Genomic DNA, 18,284 nt, shown 5'->3' on the forward strand with positions numbered 1-18,284 from the left:
AACTATGGCTGCACCTATAAAAATGATTCAAAAACAAGAATTAACTGAGGAAGAAATAAAACAGCAAAAATTAGATGATTTAAAGGAGCTTTTAACAAATAATGAAGAAGCTCTAAATCAGATGTTTAATATAGTAGGGGAATTAAATGACATTGGAATGCTAGAAGCTGCAAATTCTATGCTGAAAGCGAAAGAACCAATTGCAAAGATTGTTCTAGGTCAAGTAACTCGTGAGCCTGTTACAAATTTAATTAATAATATGATGGGTGCTGCAGGTGCGTTAACTGAACTTGACCCAGAACTTACGAAAAAGCTTATAGGTAGTTTATTAGTCGGGCTAGAAGAAGGTAATGAACATCTAGAAAGTAATAAAAAAGTAGGGGTATTCGATCTTATGAAAGTATTGAAAGACCCAGATATTAACCGCGCTATCGGGTTTGGGCTTCATTTCTTAAAAGGAATGGGGAAAGGGTTAAAAGACGAATAAACTTCATGAAGTGAACCTTTCCGCCCAAATATTTGTAGGAAATAGTTTGGACGGAAGGCTCATTTTGGTAAAATATATAATAAAGTAAAATGAGGCTTTTGGGAGGTATAATTGTATGTCAAAAAAAGTACATGAATTTAATGATATGATCCGAAAACTTCGAAAGGAACTTTTCGGAAAAGGACCAGAACGAATTCATACTGTTTTTGCGGAAAATATGGCTATAGCGACTCTTTATGGAAACTTAACACCTACTGAAAAATTTATTTCAAGTACGATGGACGGTGCGGAAATGGTTCATATGGCTAGAACGAAAATGATTCAAGAAGTGTATGCTGCGAATTCCCGTGAACATTTGGAGGAACTTGTTGGAGCAAAATTAGTGAATTTGTTTTCAGATATGAAAGTAGAAGAAGATATTGCAGTTTCGGTATTTGTTTTCGATAAAAATATAACGTGAGAGAAGGATACTGATCGTGAAACCGATACAGGTAGAAAGAGAAATCTTTCGTTATGAACAAGGGGCGTTTAAGCATATAGAGGACAGCATTGTAACAGAGTTTCCTGTCACCATTAAAATGAACGGACAGGAGTTTGTTACAATGGTTAGTACTCCAGAATATATAGAAGATATGGTAATAGGCTTCTTGGCGTCTGAAGGAATCATTCGGAAGTATGAAGATATTGATAGCATATGGATGCAGGAGAAAGAAGGATTTGTACATGTAACAACGACAAAAGTAAATCCGTATTATGAACAAATGCAAAATAAACGATATATTACGTCTTGTTGTGGTATGAGTAGGCAAGGGTTTGTTTTTGCTAATGATGCACTAAGTGCAAAAAAAATGGAGGGTGTCCATGTACAGGTTGCGGCAGAGGATTGTTTTCGGTTAATGAAAGAAATGCAGCAATCTGCGGATACGTTTCATCATACTGGCGGGGTTCATAATGCAGCTTTATGTGATGTGAATGGTATTATTTTAAGCCGAATGGATATTGGTAGGCATAATGCACTAGACAAAATTTACGGTTATTGTTTAAGAAACGATATTTCTATAAAAGATAAAATCATTGTTTTTAGTGGTCGTATTTCTTCGGAAATATTATTGAAAGTTGCAAAAATCGGTTGTGAAATTATACTATCAAAATCAGCTCCAACTGAGTTAGCTTTGCAACTAGCGGAAGATTTAGGTATTACGACAATAGGGTTTATTCGTAATCACTCCTTAAATGTATATACCCATCCAGAACGTGTTTTAAATATAAAATAAAAGTGAGGCAATGAAGATGAAATCAGTTACATTAGACAAGTTGCAACGTCCGTTAAAGGATTTACGTATTTCAGTTACTGATCGCTGTAATTTTCGCTGCCGATATTGTATGCCAGAAGAAATATTTGGTCCTGATTACTCGTTTTTGTCTAATGATAAAATTTTATCTTTTGATGAAATTGAAAGGATAACACGTATTTTTGTTTCTTTAGGTGTAAGAAAGTTACGAATTACGGGCGGAGAACCGTTACTTCGAAGAGGTCTTCCAAAGCTTATTGAGCGCCTTAATAAAATTGATGGTGTAGAAGATATCGGTTTAACAACCAATGGATCGTTACTTAAAAAGTTTGCTCCTGATTTATATAAGGCGGGACTATCACGTGTAACAGTTAGCTTAGATTCCTTGGAAGAAGATCGGTTTTTCTATTTAAATGGTAATAGGAGCAAAGTGCAAAGGGTTCTGGAAGGAATACAGGCTGCTGCTGAAGTTGGTATGAAAATTAAAATAAATATGGTCGTTCAAAAAGGGAAAAATGAACAAGATATTTTGCAGATGGCGCAATACTTTAAAGAAAATAAGCATATTCTTCGGTTTATTGAGTATATGGATGTTGGGAATTATAATGGCTGGGAGTTAGGTGAAGTTATTTCCAAACAAGAAATAGTAGATACGATTCATCAAGTTATGCCGTTAGAACGGATAGAAGCAAATTATTCTGGTGAAGTGGCTACTAGGTATCGTTATATAGGAAGCGATGATGAAATAGGTATTATTTCATCAGTAACAGATTCTTTTTGCTCATCATGTACGAGAGCTCGTATTTCTGCAGAAGGAAAATTATATACTTGCTTATTTGCTTCTAAAGGAAATGATTTAAGAGAATTGCTTCGTTCTGAACATACAGATGAGGACATTACAGATGTAGTACGCGATATATGGAATAATAGGGAAGATCGTTATTCAGATGAACGCTTAAATCATACAAATAAGAAAGCAATACCTAAAATTGAAATGTCACATATCGGTGGTTAATATATAAAGCTAGCTTCATAGTGAAAAATGGAAAATTTACAAGAGTTGTGGATTTTCTATTTTATAGTAAAAGTGATGATTGATATCTCTGTAAAAGATGTGCAGAGAAATTAAGCAGCATTCAAAAACCTTTATTTGAGGAGGTTTTTTGAAGCTGCTTTTTTATTTGGAGAAAATGGAGGAATGGGTAATGGCATTTCATAAGCCGGAACAAATTGCTGAGCTTGTCATTGAGGCCGGTGTTCAAAAAGTAAGACAGACATTGCCAGCGATGCTTATTCTCGGTTTTTTAGGAGGAGCGTTTATTGCGATAGGTTTTTTACTTAACATTCGAGTTTTAGGGAATTTACCTGAGCGCTGGGGAAGTCTAGTGAATGTTTTAGGAGGAGCAGTATTTCCTGTTGGACTCATGCTCGTAGTATTAGCAGGAGGAGAATTAATTACGGGAAATATGATGTCACTGTCTATGGCGCTTTATGCAAAGAAAATTACATTGATAAGTGTACTGAATAACTGGGTTTGGATTACTCTCATGAATTTTATTGGGGCAATTTTCGTTGCGTATTGCTTTGGGCATCTTGGCGGATTAACAGAGGGAGAGTATTTAAATAAAACGGTAGCGATAGCGGAAGGGAAGTTACATGAATCATTTGGGAGAACTTTAATTTTAGCAATTGGTTGTAATTGGCTCGTTTGTCTTGCTCTTTGGCTCGCTTACGGGACGAGTGATTTTGTCGGAAAAATCATCGGAATTTGGATTCCAATTATGGCATTTGTAGTGATTGGATTTCAGCAAGTAGTAGCAAATATGTTTGTCATTTCCGCTGTTATTTTTGCTGGTCATCTAACGTGGATGGATTTGGCTAAAAATTTTGTTCCTGTTTTTATCGGAAATGTAATTGGAGGAGCTGGGTTTGTTGGTTTTGCTTACTTTGCTTGTTATCAGAAACAACATTCTAATATGAAATAGAGTTCTTGAGAGGAAGGGTATGTAATGGCTGATCGGTATTCACGACAACAGTTGTTCAAACCAATTGGGAGTAAAGGACAAGAAAAAATTCGAAATAAACATGTGTTAATTGTAGGGGCAGGCGCATTAGGAAGTGCAAGTGCCGAAAGTTTCGTACGTGCAGGTGTTGGCAAGTTGACGATTATTGATCGTGACTACGTTGAATGGAGTAATTTACAAAGGCAACAATTGTACTCTGAACAAGATGCGAGAGAGAAAATGCCGAAAGCAATTGCTGCAAAAAATCGGTTAGAACAAATTAATTCGGAAGTACAAATACATGCTTTCGTAATGGATGCAACTTCAGAAAATATGGAAGGTCTATTAAAAAATGTAGATGTAATCATTGATGCAACAGATAATTTTGATATTCGATTTGTAATAAATGATTTATCACAAAAACATAATATTCCTTGGGTATATGGTTCTTGCGTTGGATCGTATGGTATGAGTTATACAATTATTCCGCAAGAGACACCGTGTTTACATTGTATGCTGAAAAATATTCCTGTTACAGGTGTGACATGTGATACCGCTGGAATTATTAGCCCGACTGTTCAAATCGTCGCAGCATATCAAGTGGCAGAAGCACTCAAAATTTTAGTGGAAGATTTCTCAGCAATTAGAAAAACATTTTTCATGTTTGATATATGGAGTAATCAAAATCATTTTATAAAATTAGGGAAAATAAAAACAGACACTTGTCTCTCATGCGGTTTGAATCGAACTTATCCTTATTTATCATACGAAAATCAAACGAAAGCAGCTGTTTTATGCGGAAGAAATACAGTTCAAATTAGAACAGTAGACAATAGGAAATACAATTTTGATGATATAGAAAAAGTATTACAAAAACTGGGGAAAGTAGATCGGAATCCGTATTTACTATCTTGCCAATTCGATGATTACCGCGTGGTTGTTTTTCGAGATGGTCGTGTTTTTATTCATGGTACAAATGATATTTCGAAAGCGAAACAACTATATTATCGCGTATTCGGTTAATAGAGAGGGTGTCAACAATGGAAAGAAGAGTGCCAATTACGGTTGAAGAAGCTGTTCGTAAAGTGATAGGATTTGCTGATAAAGGCTTAAAGGAGCTATTACCAATTGAATTAGCTTATGGACGTATATTAGCAGAGGATTTAGTAGCTGACCATGATGTACCGTCATTTAATCGTTCGCCGTATGACGGATTTGCTATTCGAGCAGAAGATACTAATTTAGCAAGTTATGAAACGCCAATTGTATTTGAAGTAGTGGGTGAAATTGGTGCAGGATCGCTATTCCATGAGAAAGTAGGTCCGTTTCAAGCAGTTCGAATTATGACGGGAGCACAAATTCCGAATGAGTGTGATGCGGTTGTTATGTTAGAGCTGACTCGTCAATATGAGAAGAATGGCAACAATTATATGGAAGTGAAGCGATCATTCAAAACGGGCGACAATATTTCTTTTCAAGGTGAAGATGCTCGTAAAGGAACGGTTCTTGCAAAGAAAGGATCGTACATTAATCCAGGTATTTCAGCTCTTCTTGCTACATTCGGTTATAGTGAAGTGCCAGTTGCGAGAAAGCCTGTAATTGGACTGTTAGCGACTGGGAGTGAATTGCTTGATGTCGATGATTCATTACAGCCAGGGAAAATCCGAAACAGTAATACGTATATGATATTGTCTCAAATTCGAAGAGCGGGCGGCAGAGTAAAATATTTTGGGAGGTTTAGTGATGATTTTAATACGTGTTTTACAGCTGTGAAAGAAGCGCTTGGCCAAGTAGATATGTTAATTACAACGGGCGGTGTATCTGTAGGAGATTATGATTATTTACCAGCTATTTACGAAAAGTTAGGTGCATCTGTTCTTTTTAATAAAGTTGCAATGCGACCAGGAAGTGTTACGACTGTAGCACAATTAAATGGCAAGTTATTATTTGGTTTATCAGGAAATCCATCAGCTTGTTATGTAGGGTTTGAATTATTCGTAAGACCGTGTATTCGGACGTATATGTTTAGTGAAAAAGTACATTTAAAAAGAGAAAAAGCGTTATTAGGAGAAGATTTTCTAAAACCGAATCCATTTACAAGATTTGTACGAGCAAAATTGCAATATGATGAGGGGAAATTAATCGCTTATCCATCAGGGTTTGATAAATCTAGCTCAGTTTCTTCATTGGCAGAATCAAATGCGTTTATCGTATTGCCGGGCGGGACAAGAGGATATAAAAAAGATATGTTTGTTGATGTTCTATTATTAGAAGATAACGAAGGTAGTGAATGGCCTTGGACATTTCATAAAGTGAGAGGTGGTTCTAATGAGACAAGCGCTATTTGAAATTGTAGATAATCCGATTTTAGTTGAAGAAGTAACGAATAAAGTCGCAAGAAGGGAAGCAGGTGCGATTACAACATTCATTGGTACGGTGAGAGAATTAACAAAAGGAAAACGAACGCTACATTTAGAGTATGAAGCATATAAACCGATGGCAGTAAAACAACTTATGAGAATTGGTGAAGAGATTAGTGAAAGATGGCCGGATGCAAAAGTAGCAATTACGCACCGTGTAGGGCGGCTAGAAATAATGGATATTGCGGTAGTCATTGCAGTTTCATCACCGCATCGTAAAGTAGCTTATGAAGCGAATGAGTACGCGATTGAACGTATAAAACGAATTGTTCCAATTTGGAAAAAAGAATTTTGGGAAGATGGAACGATGTGGATTGGAGATCAACTTGAAAACACACCATATCCAGAAGGAAAACCAAAGAAGGAAGAATGAGAAAATGATTACAATTTTATTATTTGCAAATCTGCGTGAGGAAGTTGGATCGGATCGATTAGTAATTTCAGAAAAGCAAGAAATGACAGTGCAGCAATTAAAAGAATGGCTCAAAGTCAGCTATTGTTTACAATCGCTGGATAAAGTGATGGTGGCTGTTAATGAGGAGTTTGTAATGAATGAAGAGATGATAAAGGCTGGAGATATAGTCGCATTAATCCCGCCCGTTAGCGGCGGGTAATAAGCTTTTTCACCAGATGAAGCGCCAAGAAGATGTTGTATATAAATTAGAATAAGAGAAGGGATGAGTTCCATGCTTACTCAAGAACAAATAATGAATGCATTAAAACATGTAGAGGACCCAGAGTTACACAAAAGTGTTGTAGAATTAAATATGGTTAGAAATGTACAAATGAACGGAACAGAGGTTAAACTTGAAGTAGTACTAACAATCCAAGGTTGTCCGTTAAAAGCAAAAATTCAACAAGATATTGAAGAATCACTTCACGCAATTGGTGCTTCTAAAGTGGATGTAACATTTGGTTCTATGACACAAGAAGAACGTGCAGCTTTAACAGAGAAGTTAAAGAAAAATACTAGAACAGAAACTGGTATGCCGAGTATGCTTCGCCCGGAGTCAGAAGTACGTTTTATTACTGTAACGAGCGGAAAAGGCGGAGTTGGAAAATCAACGGTGACAATTAATCTTGCAACTGCACTAGCTCGTATGGGGAAAAAAGTGGGGATATTAGATGCGGATATATATGGTTTTAGTATTCCAGCTATGATGGAAACGAATACGAAACCAACGATGATTGATCAAACGGCAATTCCAGTCATTAGTCACGGTGTTAAAATCATGTCGATGGGATTTTTTACAGAAGGAAATAACCCAGTTATGTGGCGCGGTCCGATGCTAAATAAATGGATTCAAAATTTCCTTGCGAATACGCACTGGGGAGAATTAGATTATTTATTACTTGATTTACCACCAGGTACAGGAGATGTTGCGATTGATGTTGCAGCGATGATTCCGCAAGCGAAAGAAATAATTGTTACAACTCCGCACAATGTAGCTTCATTCGTTGCTTCAAGAGTCGGTGTAATGGCAAAGCATACGAAACACGAGATTTTAGGTATTGTGGAAAACATGGCTTATTATGAAGAACAAGATGGATCGAAAAATTATCTGTTCGGAAAAGGCGGCGGCGAAATGTTAGCAGAACAATTGCAAACAGAAGTGATTGCGCAAATACCTTTTGCAAAACGAGAAGAAAATAACGGTTCATCTGTATATGATGAAGACTCTCTTGTAGGAGAAGTGTTTACATCGTTAGCGGAGGATATTATTTATAAAGGATAGAGGGGGAAGTTTAGTATGGCGTGTAATATAGATCATTCTATTGAAGATGTAATGAATAAGCTCGAAAGTCAAAAGAATTCTTTACCTGAAGGGATCTTTAAAGAGTTAAAGAGTTTTTTACAAGGTAATCATTCGCAGAAATTATTAAATGATATTTTTCACCTTCTAAAAAAGTATGATTTAGTCAGTGAGGAAGAACGAGAGACGAGAAACGCACAATTATTGCACATTTTGAATTAAGTACTTTTTGGCTTTAGAATTTTTTCAGAAGGGGTGAATGTGATGGATATGAAAAAGATGATTGAAACGATAGAAGTAACTAGAGTGACTGACGAGGAATTATCGATTTCGAATTTACATCCAAAGCTTGTGAAGTTGTATAGTCAAAAAGATAGTACAGAGTATACGAAGCTATTAAAATATATTTTATCATTATCCGTGCAGTTGAAGCTGAATCTCGTATTGAAATATTTTGGTGTGCGTCCGATTGTTGCTGCAGACGAGCGTATGCAATTTCAAGAGATATTTAAATGCTTAGCTAAGAAAGATGAGAATGGGGAATGGTTTCTAAATTTGGTTTCTTTATATGTAGGGCTAATTGTAGTTCTTCATTTTGAGGAGAAAGTGATTGAGAGCAGTTTTTTTGATGATATGGTAGTGGGTGAATGTAATGAAATATAAGATTCTGCTCATAACATTTTTCTATTTAAATGCTTTAATTGCGATTTTAGTTGGTTTTGTAAATATGAAGGTAACTAATTAAGAAAAAGGAATGAAACTAGTTTGATAAAAAGAGTTCTTCAGTTGTTTCCGGCGTTTTTTCGTGTTACCATTAAGCGAATTTTTCATAAGGAGAGAAAGCGATGAAATGGATTTATTTTCTTATTATTAACGTTATAGCTTTTAGCCTTATGGGGCTTGATAAACGAAAAGCAAAGAAGAAACAGTGGAGAACGCCAGAAAGTACGCTGTTTTTATCAGCGGCAGCTGGGGGAGCAGTTGGAGCTTGGATTGGTATGTATATGTTTCATCATAAAACTCATAAAAAGAAATTTGTTTTCGGCATACCGTTACTTGTTGTAATAACGGTATGTTTATTATTCGTTGTATGAGAAATGTCGAAAGAAATGCAGATTGATTATTGGTAAAGTGAGCATGTGAGACCGTATAATGGAGAAAAAATGAGAAGAGGAGAAAAAGGAAGATGGGGAGTCAATCATCAGAGCAAAAAAAAGGGATACTATATGCGGCTGGTGCTTATACGATGTGGGGAATTCTACCGATTTATTGGAAATGGGTTGAGGAAGTTCCAGCAGATGAAATATTAGCACACCGCATCGTTTGGGCGTTTGTTTTTATGTTACTTGTATTAGGTGTTACGAAGAGGTTTCGCCAGTTTATTGGGGAATTTGTGAATCTTTTTAAACGACCTAAATTATTAATGTCATTAACAATAGCTTCAGTCTTGATTAGCGGAAACTGGTTTGTTTACATATGGGCCGTTAATCATAATCATGTTATTGAAGCGAGTCTTGGCTATTATATTAATCCGCTTATTAGTATTTTACTTGGTACAGTCGTTTTAAAGGAAAAGTTAAACTTTTGGCAATATGTTGCAGTTGGTTTAGCAGGAGTAGGGGTTGTCATTTTAACAGTACGTTTCGGATCTATTCCGTGGGTTTCTCTTTCACTTGCCTTTTCATTTGGATTATACGGATTAACGAAAAAACTATTAAATTATGATGCTACAATTGGACTTACGATGGAAACCATGTTAGTGACGCCGTTTGCGATCATTTATCTTGTTATGACAGGAGCACATGGTTTCGGCTCATTTGGATCTATTTCAATGTTATCAACGTTACTTTTAATAGGAGCAGGTATTGTAACGGCATTACCACTATTTTATTTTGCAAAAGGAGCACAACTTATTCCGCTTTATATGGTGGGATTTTTACAATATATTGCGCCAACAATTAGCTTAATTTTAGGTGTATTTGTATTTGGTGAACATTTCACATCCACACATATGATTGCATTTTTCTGTATATGGGTTGCTTTATTTGTATTCTCGGTAGCGAAGACAAAGTTCTTAGTGCAGAAACAACCGAAATTTATAAAAAATAAATCAGCAAAAGTATCATAATGCGTAGTATTTTCTACGCATTTTTCTTTATACTGATACTATATAGGATTTCCATCATAGCTAGTAGGGAGCTGAGAACGTGGAAACAATTTTACATAATGATCCGCTTATGGCCGCTGTAATTTCATGGTTTTTAGCACAATTAACGAAAGTAGTCTTTAAATTAATCAAAACGGGTGAATTTGATTTTGCAAAGTTTTTTGCTTCAGGTGGGATGCCAAGTTCTCATGCTTCAACAGTGACAGCACTTGCTACAGGAGTTGGGGTAGTAGAAGGTGTGGAAAGCTCGATGTTTGCGGTTGCTACTATTTTTGCCATTATTGTTATGTATGATGCTTCAGGAGTAAGGCTTGCAGTAAGTAAACAAGCAAAAATATTGAATGAGTTTTTTCACGGTAGAGAAACAGAATATAAGAAGTTAAATGAACTTGTTGGGCATACACCGTATGAAGTAGTAGTTGGTGCTTTATTAGGGATTATTGTCGGAGTAGGATATTGTTTATGAGCGGAACATTTTATATGTTCTGCTTTTCTTTGTTTTTATACATATTCAGCTACCTTTTTGAATATCGTTATACGGATTTCGAAAGGGTGGGTGAGTAACTTGTTATTATATGAAAAAGTGCATGAAGAAATAGCGAGAAGAACAACTGCACTTCAAACAATGCAACGGCAAGATGGTGCGTGGCGGTTTTGTTTTGAAGGAGCGCCACTAACAGATTGTCATATGATTTTTTTATTAAAATTATTAGGTAGAGATAAAGAGATAGAACCGTTTGTAAAAAGGTTAGCATCACTTCAAACAAATGAAGGAACATGGAAATTGCATGAAGATGAAGTGGGTGGTAATTTATCTGCTACAATTCAATCTTACGCTGCCTTACTTGCATCGGAAAAATATACAAAAGAAGATGCGAATATGAAGCGAGCGGAAATGTTTATAAATGAGCGCGGGGGGGTAGCGCGTGCTCATTTTATGACGAAGTTTTTATTAGCAATTCATGGAGAATATGAATACCCTTCTCTCTTTCATTTGCCAACACCAATTATGTTTCTGCAGAATGATTCCCCTCTCAGTATATTTGAATTGAGTAGCTCAGCACGTATTCATTTAATTCCGATGATGTTGTGTTTAAATAAAAGATTTCGAGTAGAGAAAAAGTTATTGCCAAATTTAAATCATATTGCAGGCGGGGGCGGAGGATGGTTTCGGGAGGACCGATCTCCGGTTTTTCAAACCTTATTAAGTGACGTGAAGAAAATTATAACGTATCCACTTTCTTTGCATCATAAAGGATATGAGGAAGTAGATCGTTTTATGAAAGAGCGTATTGATGAAAATGGAACATTATATAGTTACGCAACTGCCTCGTTTTATATGATTTATGCTTTACTTGCATTAGGACATTCTATTCAATCACCAATTATTCAGAAGGCTATAACGGGAATCACATCTTATATATGGAAGATGGAGAGAGGGAGCCATTTGCAAAACTCTCCGTCAACTGTATGGGATACAGCTTTACTCAGTTATGCTTTGCAAGAAGCTCAAGTTCCGAAAGCAAGTAAAGTGATTCAAAATGCATCAGCGTATTTACTAAGAAAACAGCAAACAAAGAAAGTAGATTGGAGTGTACATGCACCGGATCTCTTCCCAGGTGGTTGGGGCTTTTCGGATGTGAATACGACGATTCCAGATATTGATGATACAACTGCTGTGTTAAGAGCATTGGCGCGAAGTAGAGGGAACGAAAATGTAGACAATGCTTGGAAGCGAGCGGTTAATTGGGTTAAAGGATTGCAAAATAATGATGGTGGTTGGGGAGCTTTTGAAAAAGGGGTAACGAGCCGTATATTAGCAAATTTACCAATCGAAAATGCGAGTGATATGATTACAGATCCTTCTACACCAGATATTACAGGGAGAGTGCTAGAGTTTTTCGGGACGTATGGACAAAACGAATTGCCTGAGAAACAAAAACAAAGTGCGATAAATTGGTTAACGAATGCACAAGAGGAAAATGGATCATGGTATGGGAAATGGGGGATTTGTTATATATATGGTACGTGGGCGGTTATGACTGGTTTACGGTCACTAGGAACTCCATCTAGCAACCCATCATTAAAACGAGCCGCTTTATGGCTTGAACATATACAGCATGAAGATGGTGGCTGGGGAGAATCTTGCCACAGTAGTGTGGAGAAAAGGTTCGTTACTTTACCATTTAGTACACCATCCCAAACAGCATGGGCGTTAGATGCCCTCATTTCTTACTATGATAAAGAAACGCCAGTCATTCGAAAAGGTATTTCATATTTGCTCTCCAACCCTTATATAAATGAAAAATATCCTACTGGAACAGGTTTACCAGGTGGGTTTTATATTTGTTATCATAGTTATGCTCATATATATCCGTTGCTTACTTTGGCTCATTATGCAAAAAAATATAGAAAATAAACCGAGAGATGTCTCTCGGTTTATTTTGTTGGGTAGTAGGTCCCTTTTGAAAAGAATAAGGTTGTGATGTACCTTATTTTTCGGTTGATGGGCGTTTTTGACGTGCATCAGCGGCATTTGCACGTGCGTTTGCTTCTAAGTCATTGTGGTCAGCGAGTTCGCGAGAGAACTCAACATCAATGCCATCAGTTGCTTTGCTTTGTTTGAAATTCTTTTTGTTCATTCGACATAATCTCCTTGCACTTTATGCGACGTTGCAAAGTTAGTTTGACACAAATAGACTTTTTTATACAAAGAGGAATTGGAAAGTAAAAAGCCGAAATATACAGTATAAGTAATAGAAATGGGGGATAGGAATGGAGTTTTTATATGGGAAAACAGCTGTTGTAACAGGAGCTGCACAGGGAATTGGAAAAGAGATTGCAAGGGTTTATGCAAAGCTGGGGGCGAAAGTATTAATTAGCGATGTAAATGAAGAGAAGCTACAAAAAACGACACGTGAGTTATCAGATGAAGGATATGAAGTGTGCTCATATCGATGTGATGTAAGTAATCAAAATGAAGCAAAGTCGTTAATTGAATATGCGGTTCAAAAATTTGGTACATTACATATTTTGGTGAATAATGCTGGAATTACAAGAGACGCAATGTTACATAAAATGGAGAAGTCTGCTTGGGAACAAGTATTACAAGTGAACTTAACTGGAGTTTTTTATTGTATGCAACCAGCGCTTCTTTACATGAGACAACAAGGGTATGGACGCATTATTAATATATCTTCAATTAGTAGAGAAGGAAACATAGGTCAAGCAAATTATGCGGCTACAAAGGCAGGAGTTGTCGGTTTAACGAAAACAGCAGCGAAAGAAGTTGGAAGCTTCGGTATTACTTGTAATGCGATTTGTCCGGGTTTTATGGATACAGATATGACAAAAACGATACCAGATAAAGTGAAAGAAAAGATGGTTGGCGCGATTCCAGTTGGTAGAATTGGAACGCCAGAAGATATTGCGAACGCAGCAGCTTTTTTAGCATCAGAATACGCATCTTATATTACAGGTGAAGTATTAAATGTGAGCGGAGGACTGCAAGTTTAAAGGAATACATAATGAAAAGAACCTGACCAGGTAGGTCAGGTTCTTTCTCATTAATTTAAGTTAAGCCAAACGCTCTTTACTTCTGTATAGTTATTTAATGCGTAAGATCCCATTTCACGGCCAAGACCAGATTGTTTAAATCCTCCAAATGGAGATGCTGCATCAAAGACGTTATAACAGTTTACCCATACTGTACCTGCACGTACTTTACTTGCAACATAGTGTGCTGTTTTAACATTTTCTGTCCACACACCAGCCGCTAAGCCGAATTGTGATTTATTTGCACGTTCAATTACTTCATCAATATCGTTAAACGGTATTGCAGAAATAACTGGACCGAAAATTTCTTCTTTTGCGATCGTCATTTCATCATTTACGTCAGCGAATACTGTAGGAGAAACGAAGTAGCCTTGATCGAATGGATTACTTCCTCCGCATAGTACTTCAGCTCCTTCTTCAATCCCTTTTTCAATGTAGCCCATTACACGTTTTTGTTGTTCTTCAGAAACGAGAGGACCAATTGTTGTTTCAGGGTTAAGACCGACACCTTGATTTAGTTTTTTAGAATAGAGGACGAGATCAGCCATGACATTATCATACATTTTCTTCGGAACAAATAAGCGTGACCCAGCAGAGCATACTTGTCCTTGGTTAAACATAACACCAGAAAGTGCACCAGGAATCGCGCGAGATAAATCAGCATCTGGCAAGATGATATTTGGTGATTTACCGCCTAATTCAAGTGTAACGCGTTTTAATGATTCGGATGCTTGTCGCATAATTTGTTTACCGACAGGAGTAGAACCGGTAAATGCAATTTTATCAACGAGTGGATGATTAACGAGAGCTTGTCCAGCTGATTCACCGAATCCAGGTACGATATTAATAACACCTTTCGGGAATCCAGCTTCTTCAATTAATTCAGCTAAGTATAGAGCAGATAGTGGAGTTTGTTCTGCAGGTTTTAAAACGATTGTACATCCTGTAGCAAGCGCTGCTCCCATTTTCCACATTGCCATAAGAAGCGGGAAGTTCCAAGGGATAATTTGACCAACGACACCAACAGCTTCATGGCGTGTATAGTTAAAGTAATCACCGGAAACAGGAATTGTTTGACCAACGATTTTCGTAGCCCATCCAGCGTAATAGCGCATATGCTCAATTGCAAGTGGTATGTCTGCTGCCATTGTTTCACGGATTGGTTTTCCGTTATCTAATGTTTCGAGCTGTGCAAGCTCTTCTTTATGTTCTTCCATTAGATCAGCTAACTTGTACATGAGACGGCTTCGCTCAGCAGTGCTCATACGAGACCAAGGACCTTCGTCAAAAGCCATACGAGCTGCGACTACAGCTTTATGAATATCTTCGCGACCAGCTTCAGAAACGACGGCAAGTGTTTCACCAGTTGCTGGGTTAGGTGTTTTAAATGTTTTACCGGAAGCGCTTTCAATGAAAGATCCATTCACATATAACTTTTTTGTACCTTGAAGAAACTTTTCTACCTTTTCATGAAGATTTACAGCTAGTTGACTCATTGTATAACCCCCTTGAAAATATAATGTAAACGCAGTACGAGACGGCGCTTATTCCGAAATCAAGGATGTGGAAACTAGATGGAAAGCCTCTAATTAAAATCATAATTAATAAATACTGAAAATTCAAATTTCATTTGTGTTACAATTGTAAAAAATATGTAATGTAAGAGAAGCTTCTATATGATTATAAAAAATCCTGCTTGTTTTTGCTTTCTAGTAGGAAAAACTAGAAGAACAATGGTACAATAATACATCGTGAGAGGAGGGGGAAAAATGAAAGATTATCATGATGATCCACGCTTTCGAATAGCCCATAGAGAAGCGTTAATTGGTCTTGGACTTGCTATTATTAATTTTATAATATGGTACGGATTTGCTTATGGGCTTGGTAGTAAAGATCCGAGTGAATATACATATGTATTAGGTTTTCCCGCATGGTTTTTTTATAGCTGTATCGTTGGATTTATCGTTATGGTTATTTTACTTAGTTTAGTTGTTCGTTTTGTATTTCAAGATATTTCACTCGATGAGGAAGAAAAAAGTGAGGAATAATAGATGAATTGGTATGTAATCATTCCAATGATAATTTCGTTTATCGTTGTATTTTTAATTGGTGTATATGCTTCAAGACGCGTGCAAGCAACAGCACATAATAAATTTTTACAAGAATATTTTCTTGGTGGGCGTGAGTTAGGCGGTTTATTATTAGCGATGACAATGATTGCTACGTACGGTAGTGCAAGTAGCTTTATTGGTGGTCCCGGTATTGCTTACAATATGGGGCTTGGATGGGTACTATTATCTGCGATTCAAGTTGTAACAGGATATATCGTTTTAACGGTTATCGGTAAAAAGTTTGCAATTATTGCTAGGAAGATGGAAGCAATTACTCTTATCGATTATTTAAAAGGAAGATACAATAATAAAGCAGTTGTTATACTCTCTGCGTTATGTATTATTATCTTTTTATTTTCAGCGACAGTAGCCCAGTGGGTCGGCGGTGGACGATTAATCGAGTCACTAACGGGTCTATCGTATACAACAGCACTATTTTTATTTACTTTTTCTGTACTTGTGTACGTATTAATTGGTGGATTTCGTGCAGTCGCGCTATCAGATACATTATTAGGAATCATTATGTTAGTTGGAACGACAATCATTTTAATTGCTACTGTCATTGCTGGTGGTGGAATTGAAAAGATTATGCAGGAACTTGTTCAAATTAATCCAAATTTAATTACACCATTCGGAGCAGATGGCAGTTTAACGAAATCATATGTTACATCATTTTGGATTTTAATTGGAATTGGCGTTGTAGGTTTACCGCAAATTAGTGTGCGTGCCATGTCTTATAAAAATTCAAAAGCTATGCACCAAGCTTTAATAATTGGAACAGTTGTCGTTGGTACAATTATGATTGGTATGCATTTAACAGGTGTATTTGCAAGAGTAGTACTTCCAGGTATAACGGTACCAGATAAAGTAATGCCGCTACTCGCGATGGAAGTGTTGCCACCTTGGTTAGCTGGAGTTTTCTTAGCTGCACCAATGGCGGCGATTATGTCTACAGTAAACTCTTTATTATTACTTGTAAGCTCGTCAATTATTAAAGATATATACGTAAATTACATAAATAAAGATGCAGCAGACAGTACGATAAAAAAAGGAAGTTTGTGGATTACTGGTATTGTAGGGCTACTCGTTTATGCAGCGGCGATTAAACCACCAGATTTTTTAATATGGCTAAATTTATTTTCTTTCGGTGGATTAGAAGCAGCATTCATTTGGCCAATCGTATTAGGGTTATATTGGAGAAAAGGAAATGCTACAGGAGCGCTTGCTTCCATTTTCGTTGGAGTAGGTTCATATATGTGTATTCATCTTTTCTATCCAAATCCGTTCGGTATACATACAGTTGTCTTCCCAATTTGTTTTGCGTTTATCGCTTATGTTATTGGAAGTATGAGTGCTGTAAAAAAAACAGTATAGGTTAGCTGAAGAACGTAGTCCTTATAAGACTGCGTTTTTTCGTATGAATTTGTTCTTTTTTATTCTGTATATCCACGTTTATTCATAAATTAATAACAACTGAGGGGATGGAGTTGAGGTCGATGAAAAAAGTGTTATTTTTAGGAGACCCAGGCATTGATGACTCTTTAGCAATTATGTATGGATTGTTGCATCCTGATATTGATATTGTTGGAGTAGTAACGGGATATGGAAATGTAACACAAGAAAAGGCGACAAGTAATGCCGCATATTTATTACAAATGGCAGGACGGGAAGATATACCTGTTATTAATGGTGCGAAAATTCCTTTATCCGGAGATGTTACAACGTATTATCCAGAAATTCATGGGGCAGACGGTTTAGGGCCAATTAAACCTCCAAAAACTTTTTCGCCAAATATAAAGCCTTTTTGTGCATTTTTTGATCTTCTTGAAAAATATAAAGGGGAATTAATAATAGTCGATGCTGGTAGATCAACAACACTAGCGACGGCATTTATTTTAGAAAAGCCGATGATGAAGTATGTGAAAGAATATTATATAATGGGCGGTGCTTTCTTAATGCCTGGCAATGTAACACCAGTCGCAGAGGCGAATTTTCATGGTGATCCGATTGCGTCGCAATTAGTTATGCAAAATGCTAAAAATGTGACATTAGTACCACTTAACGTTACATCTGAAGCAATTATTACGCCGGAAATGGTAAAATATATTACGAAACACTCTAAAACGAGTTTTAATAAGTTAATCGAGCCGATATTTACGTATTATTATAAAGCTTATAGAAAGTTAAATCCGAAAATAAAAGGAAGCCCAGTACATGACGTCGTTACAATGATGGTTGCGGCAAATCCATCTCTTTTAGACTATGTATATCGTCGTGTCGATGTAGATACAGCTGGAATTGCAAAAGGAGAGAGTATTGCTGATTTTCGGCCTCAACCTGATGCAAAAGCATTAAAAAATTGGGTGCGAATTGGTTGGTCGTTACATTATAAAAAGTTTCTTGAGGATTTTGTGAAATTTATGACGTAGACATAATAGGAGCATACAAGTTAAAATAATGGAGATGGTTATTTAAATGACCATCTCCATTATTTT

22 protein-coding genes are annotated in these 18,284 nt (G+C 36.6%); 20 read left to right on the top strand and 2 right to left on the bottom strand.

Annotated elements, in window-relative coordinates:
• Positions 1 to 4: 4 nt before the first annotated feature.
• The 16 genes from AC1Q51_RS24635 (at position 5) to AC1Q51_RS24710 (ending at position 12,542) form a co-directional block, all read left to right on the top strand.
• A complete protein-coding gene (locus AC1Q51_RS24635; RefSeq protein WP_000729897.1) occupies positions 5 to 487 on the top strand; it encodes a helical membrane plugin domain-containing protein in 483 nt (160 codons plus the stop codon).
• A 115-nt stretch (positions 488 to 602) separates the two neighbouring features.
• Positions 603 to 947, top strand: coding sequence for a Na-translocating system protein MpsC family protein (locus tag AC1Q51_RS24640; protein WP_000039582.1), 345 nt, complete (start codon positions 603 to 605; stop codon positions 945 to 947).
• Positions 948 to 963: 16 nt separating this feature from the next.
• The gene (gene fdhD / locus AC1Q51_RS24645; protein ID WP_098834819.1) at positions 964 to 1,761 is read left to right on the top strand and encodes a formate dehydrogenase accessory sulfurtransferase FdhD; all 798 of its coding nucleotides are present in this window, start codon (positions 964 to 966) and stop codon (positions 1,759 to 1,761) included.
• Positions 1,762 to 1,777: 16 nt separating this feature from the next.
• On the top strand, positions 1,778 to 2,794 hold the full coding sequence (gene moaA / locus AC1Q51_RS24650) for a GTP 3',8-cyclase MoaA (protein ID WP_097924259.1): 1,017 nt from the start codon (positions 1,778 to 1,780) through the stop codon (positions 2,792 to 2,794).
• A gap of 190 nt (positions 2,795 to 2,984) precedes the next feature.
• The gene (locus AC1Q51_RS24655) at positions 2,985 to 3,764 is read left to right on the top strand and encodes a formate channel (RefSeq protein WP_000863998.1); all 780 of its coding nucleotides are present in this window, start codon (positions 2,985 to 2,987) and stop codon (positions 3,762 to 3,764) included.
• 24 nt (positions 3,765 to 3,788) lie between these two features.
• Positions 3,789 to 4,805 carry a molybdopterin-synthase adenylyltransferase MoeB gene (locus AC1Q51_RS24660; RefSeq protein ID WP_000785264.1) on the top strand — a complete coding sequence of 339 codons (1,017 nt, stop codon included), beginning with the start codon at positions 3,789 to 3,791 and terminating at the stop codon, positions 4,803 to 4,805.
• Between the two features lie 17 nt (positions 4,806 to 4,822).
• Positions 4,823 to 6,130, top strand: a complete 1,308-nt coding sequence (locus AC1Q51_RS24665) for a molybdopterin molybdotransferase MoeA (protein WP_090977418.1) — start codon at positions 4,823 to 4,825, stop codon at positions 6,128 to 6,130.
• Positions 6,111 to 6,575 carry a molybdopterin synthase catalytic subunit MoaE gene (gene moaE, locus AC1Q51_RS24670; protein ID WP_001248111.1) on the top strand — a complete coding sequence of 155 codons (465 nt, stop codon included), beginning with the start codon at positions 6,111 to 6,113 and terminating at the stop codon, positions 6,573 to 6,575. Before AC1Q51_RS24665 ends, moaE begins: the two co-directional genes overlap by 20 nt.
• A 4-nt stretch (positions 6,576 to 6,579) precedes the next feature.
• Positions 6,580 to 6,816: a molybdopterin converting factor subunit 1 gene (gene moaD, locus AC1Q51_RS24675; protein ID WP_000628502.1), complete on the top strand. Its 237-nt coding sequence runs from the start codon at positions 6,580 to 6,582 to the stop codon at positions 6,814 to 6,816.
• 72 nt (positions 6,817 to 6,888) lie between these two features.
• On the top strand, positions 6,889 to 7,938 hold the full coding sequence (locus tag AC1Q51_RS24680) for a P-loop NTPase (protein ID WP_098834821.1): 1,050 nt from the start codon (positions 6,889 to 6,891) through the stop codon (positions 7,936 to 7,938).
• Between the two features lie 15 nt (positions 7,939 to 7,953).
• The gene (locus AC1Q51_RS24685) at positions 7,954 to 8,178 is read left to right on the top strand and encodes a hypothetical protein (protein ID WP_000752378.1); all 225 of its coding nucleotides are present in this window, start codon (positions 7,954 to 7,956) and stop codon (positions 8,176 to 8,178) included.
• Between the two features lie 42 nt (positions 8,179 to 8,220).
• On the top strand, positions 8,221 to 8,619 hold the full coding sequence (locus AC1Q51_RS24690; RefSeq protein WP_000367304.1) for a hypothetical protein: 399 nt from the start codon (positions 8,221 to 8,223) through the stop codon (positions 8,617 to 8,619).
• A gap of 182 nt (positions 8,620 to 8,801) precedes the next feature.
• Positions 8,802 to 9,050, top strand: a complete 249-nt coding sequence (locus tag AC1Q51_RS24695; RefSeq protein ID WP_000871349.1) for a DUF1294 domain-containing protein — start codon at positions 8,802 to 8,804, stop codon at positions 9,048 to 9,050.
• 92 nt (positions 9,051 to 9,142) lie between these two features.
• On the top strand, positions 9,143 to 10,084 hold the full coding sequence (gene rarD / locus AC1Q51_RS24700; protein ID WP_097924257.1) for an EamA family transporter RarD: 942 nt from the start codon (positions 9,143 to 9,145) through the stop codon (positions 10,082 to 10,084).
• Positions 10,085 to 10,163: 79 nt separating this feature from the next.
• Complete coding sequence (locus AC1Q51_RS24705) at positions 10,164 to 10,589, top strand: divergent PAP2 family protein (protein ID WP_090977426.1); 426 nt, start codon at positions 10,164 to 10,166, stop codon at positions 10,587 to 10,589.
• Positions 10,590 to 10,688: 99 nt separating this feature from the next.
• Positions 10,689 to 12,542 carry a terpene cyclase/mutase family protein gene (locus AC1Q51_RS24710; RefSeq protein ID WP_097924256.1) on the top strand — a complete coding sequence of 618 codons (1,854 nt, stop codon included), beginning with the start codon at positions 10,689 to 10,691 and terminating at the stop codon, positions 12,540 to 12,542.
• Positions 12,543 to 12,615: 73 nt separating this feature from the next.
• Here AC1Q51_RS24710 and AC1Q51_RS24715 read toward each other — a convergent pair whose 3' ends face one another.
• Entirely contained in the window at positions 12,616 to 12,765 is a 150-nt protein-coding gene (locus AC1Q51_RS24715; RefSeq protein ID WP_141241001.1) for a YfhD family protein, read from the bottom strand.
• Positions 12,766 to 12,898: 133 nt separating this feature from the next.
• Between AC1Q51_RS24715 and fabG the strand changes: the two genes are divergently transcribed.
• A complete protein-coding gene (gene fabG, locus AC1Q51_RS24720; RefSeq protein ID WP_000395352.1) occupies positions 12,899 to 13,639 on the top strand; it encodes a 3-oxoacyl-ACP reductase FabG in 741 nt (246 codons plus the stop codon).
• A 50-nt stretch (positions 13,640 to 13,689) separates the two neighbouring features.
• On the opposite strand, the gene dhaS is transcribed toward fabG, so the two are convergent.
• A complete protein-coding gene (gene dhaS, locus AC1Q51_RS24725) occupies positions 13,690 to 15,174 on the bottom strand; it encodes an aldehyde dehydrogenase DhaS (RefSeq protein ID WP_000080279.1) in 1,485 nt (494 codons plus the stop codon).
• A 273-nt stretch (positions 15,175 to 15,447) separates the two neighbouring features.
• Between dhaS and AC1Q51_RS24730 the strand changes: the two genes are divergently transcribed.
• From AC1Q51_RS24730 to AC1Q51_RS24740, 3 genes are all read left to right on the top strand, one after another.
• Entirely contained in the window at positions 15,448 to 15,726 is a 279-nt protein-coding gene (locus AC1Q51_RS24730) for a YhdT family protein (protein WP_000656237.1), read from the top strand.
• A 3-nt stretch (positions 15,727 to 15,729) separates the two neighbouring features.
• On the top strand, positions 15,730 to 17,163 hold the full coding sequence (gene panF, locus AC1Q51_RS24735) for a sodium/pantothenate symporter (RefSeq protein WP_001104824.1): 1,434 nt from the start codon (positions 15,730 to 15,732) through the stop codon (positions 17,161 to 17,163).
• A 122-nt stretch (positions 17,164 to 17,285) separates the two neighbouring features.
• Complete coding sequence (locus tag AC1Q51_RS24740) at positions 17,286 to 18,218, top strand: nucleoside hydrolase (protein ID WP_000756465.1); 933 nt, start codon at positions 17,286 to 17,288, stop codon at positions 18,216 to 18,218.
• Positions 18,219 to 18,284 lie beyond the last annotated feature (66 nt).

It is taken from the genome of Bacillus sp. MT94, from assembly GCF_058792475.1.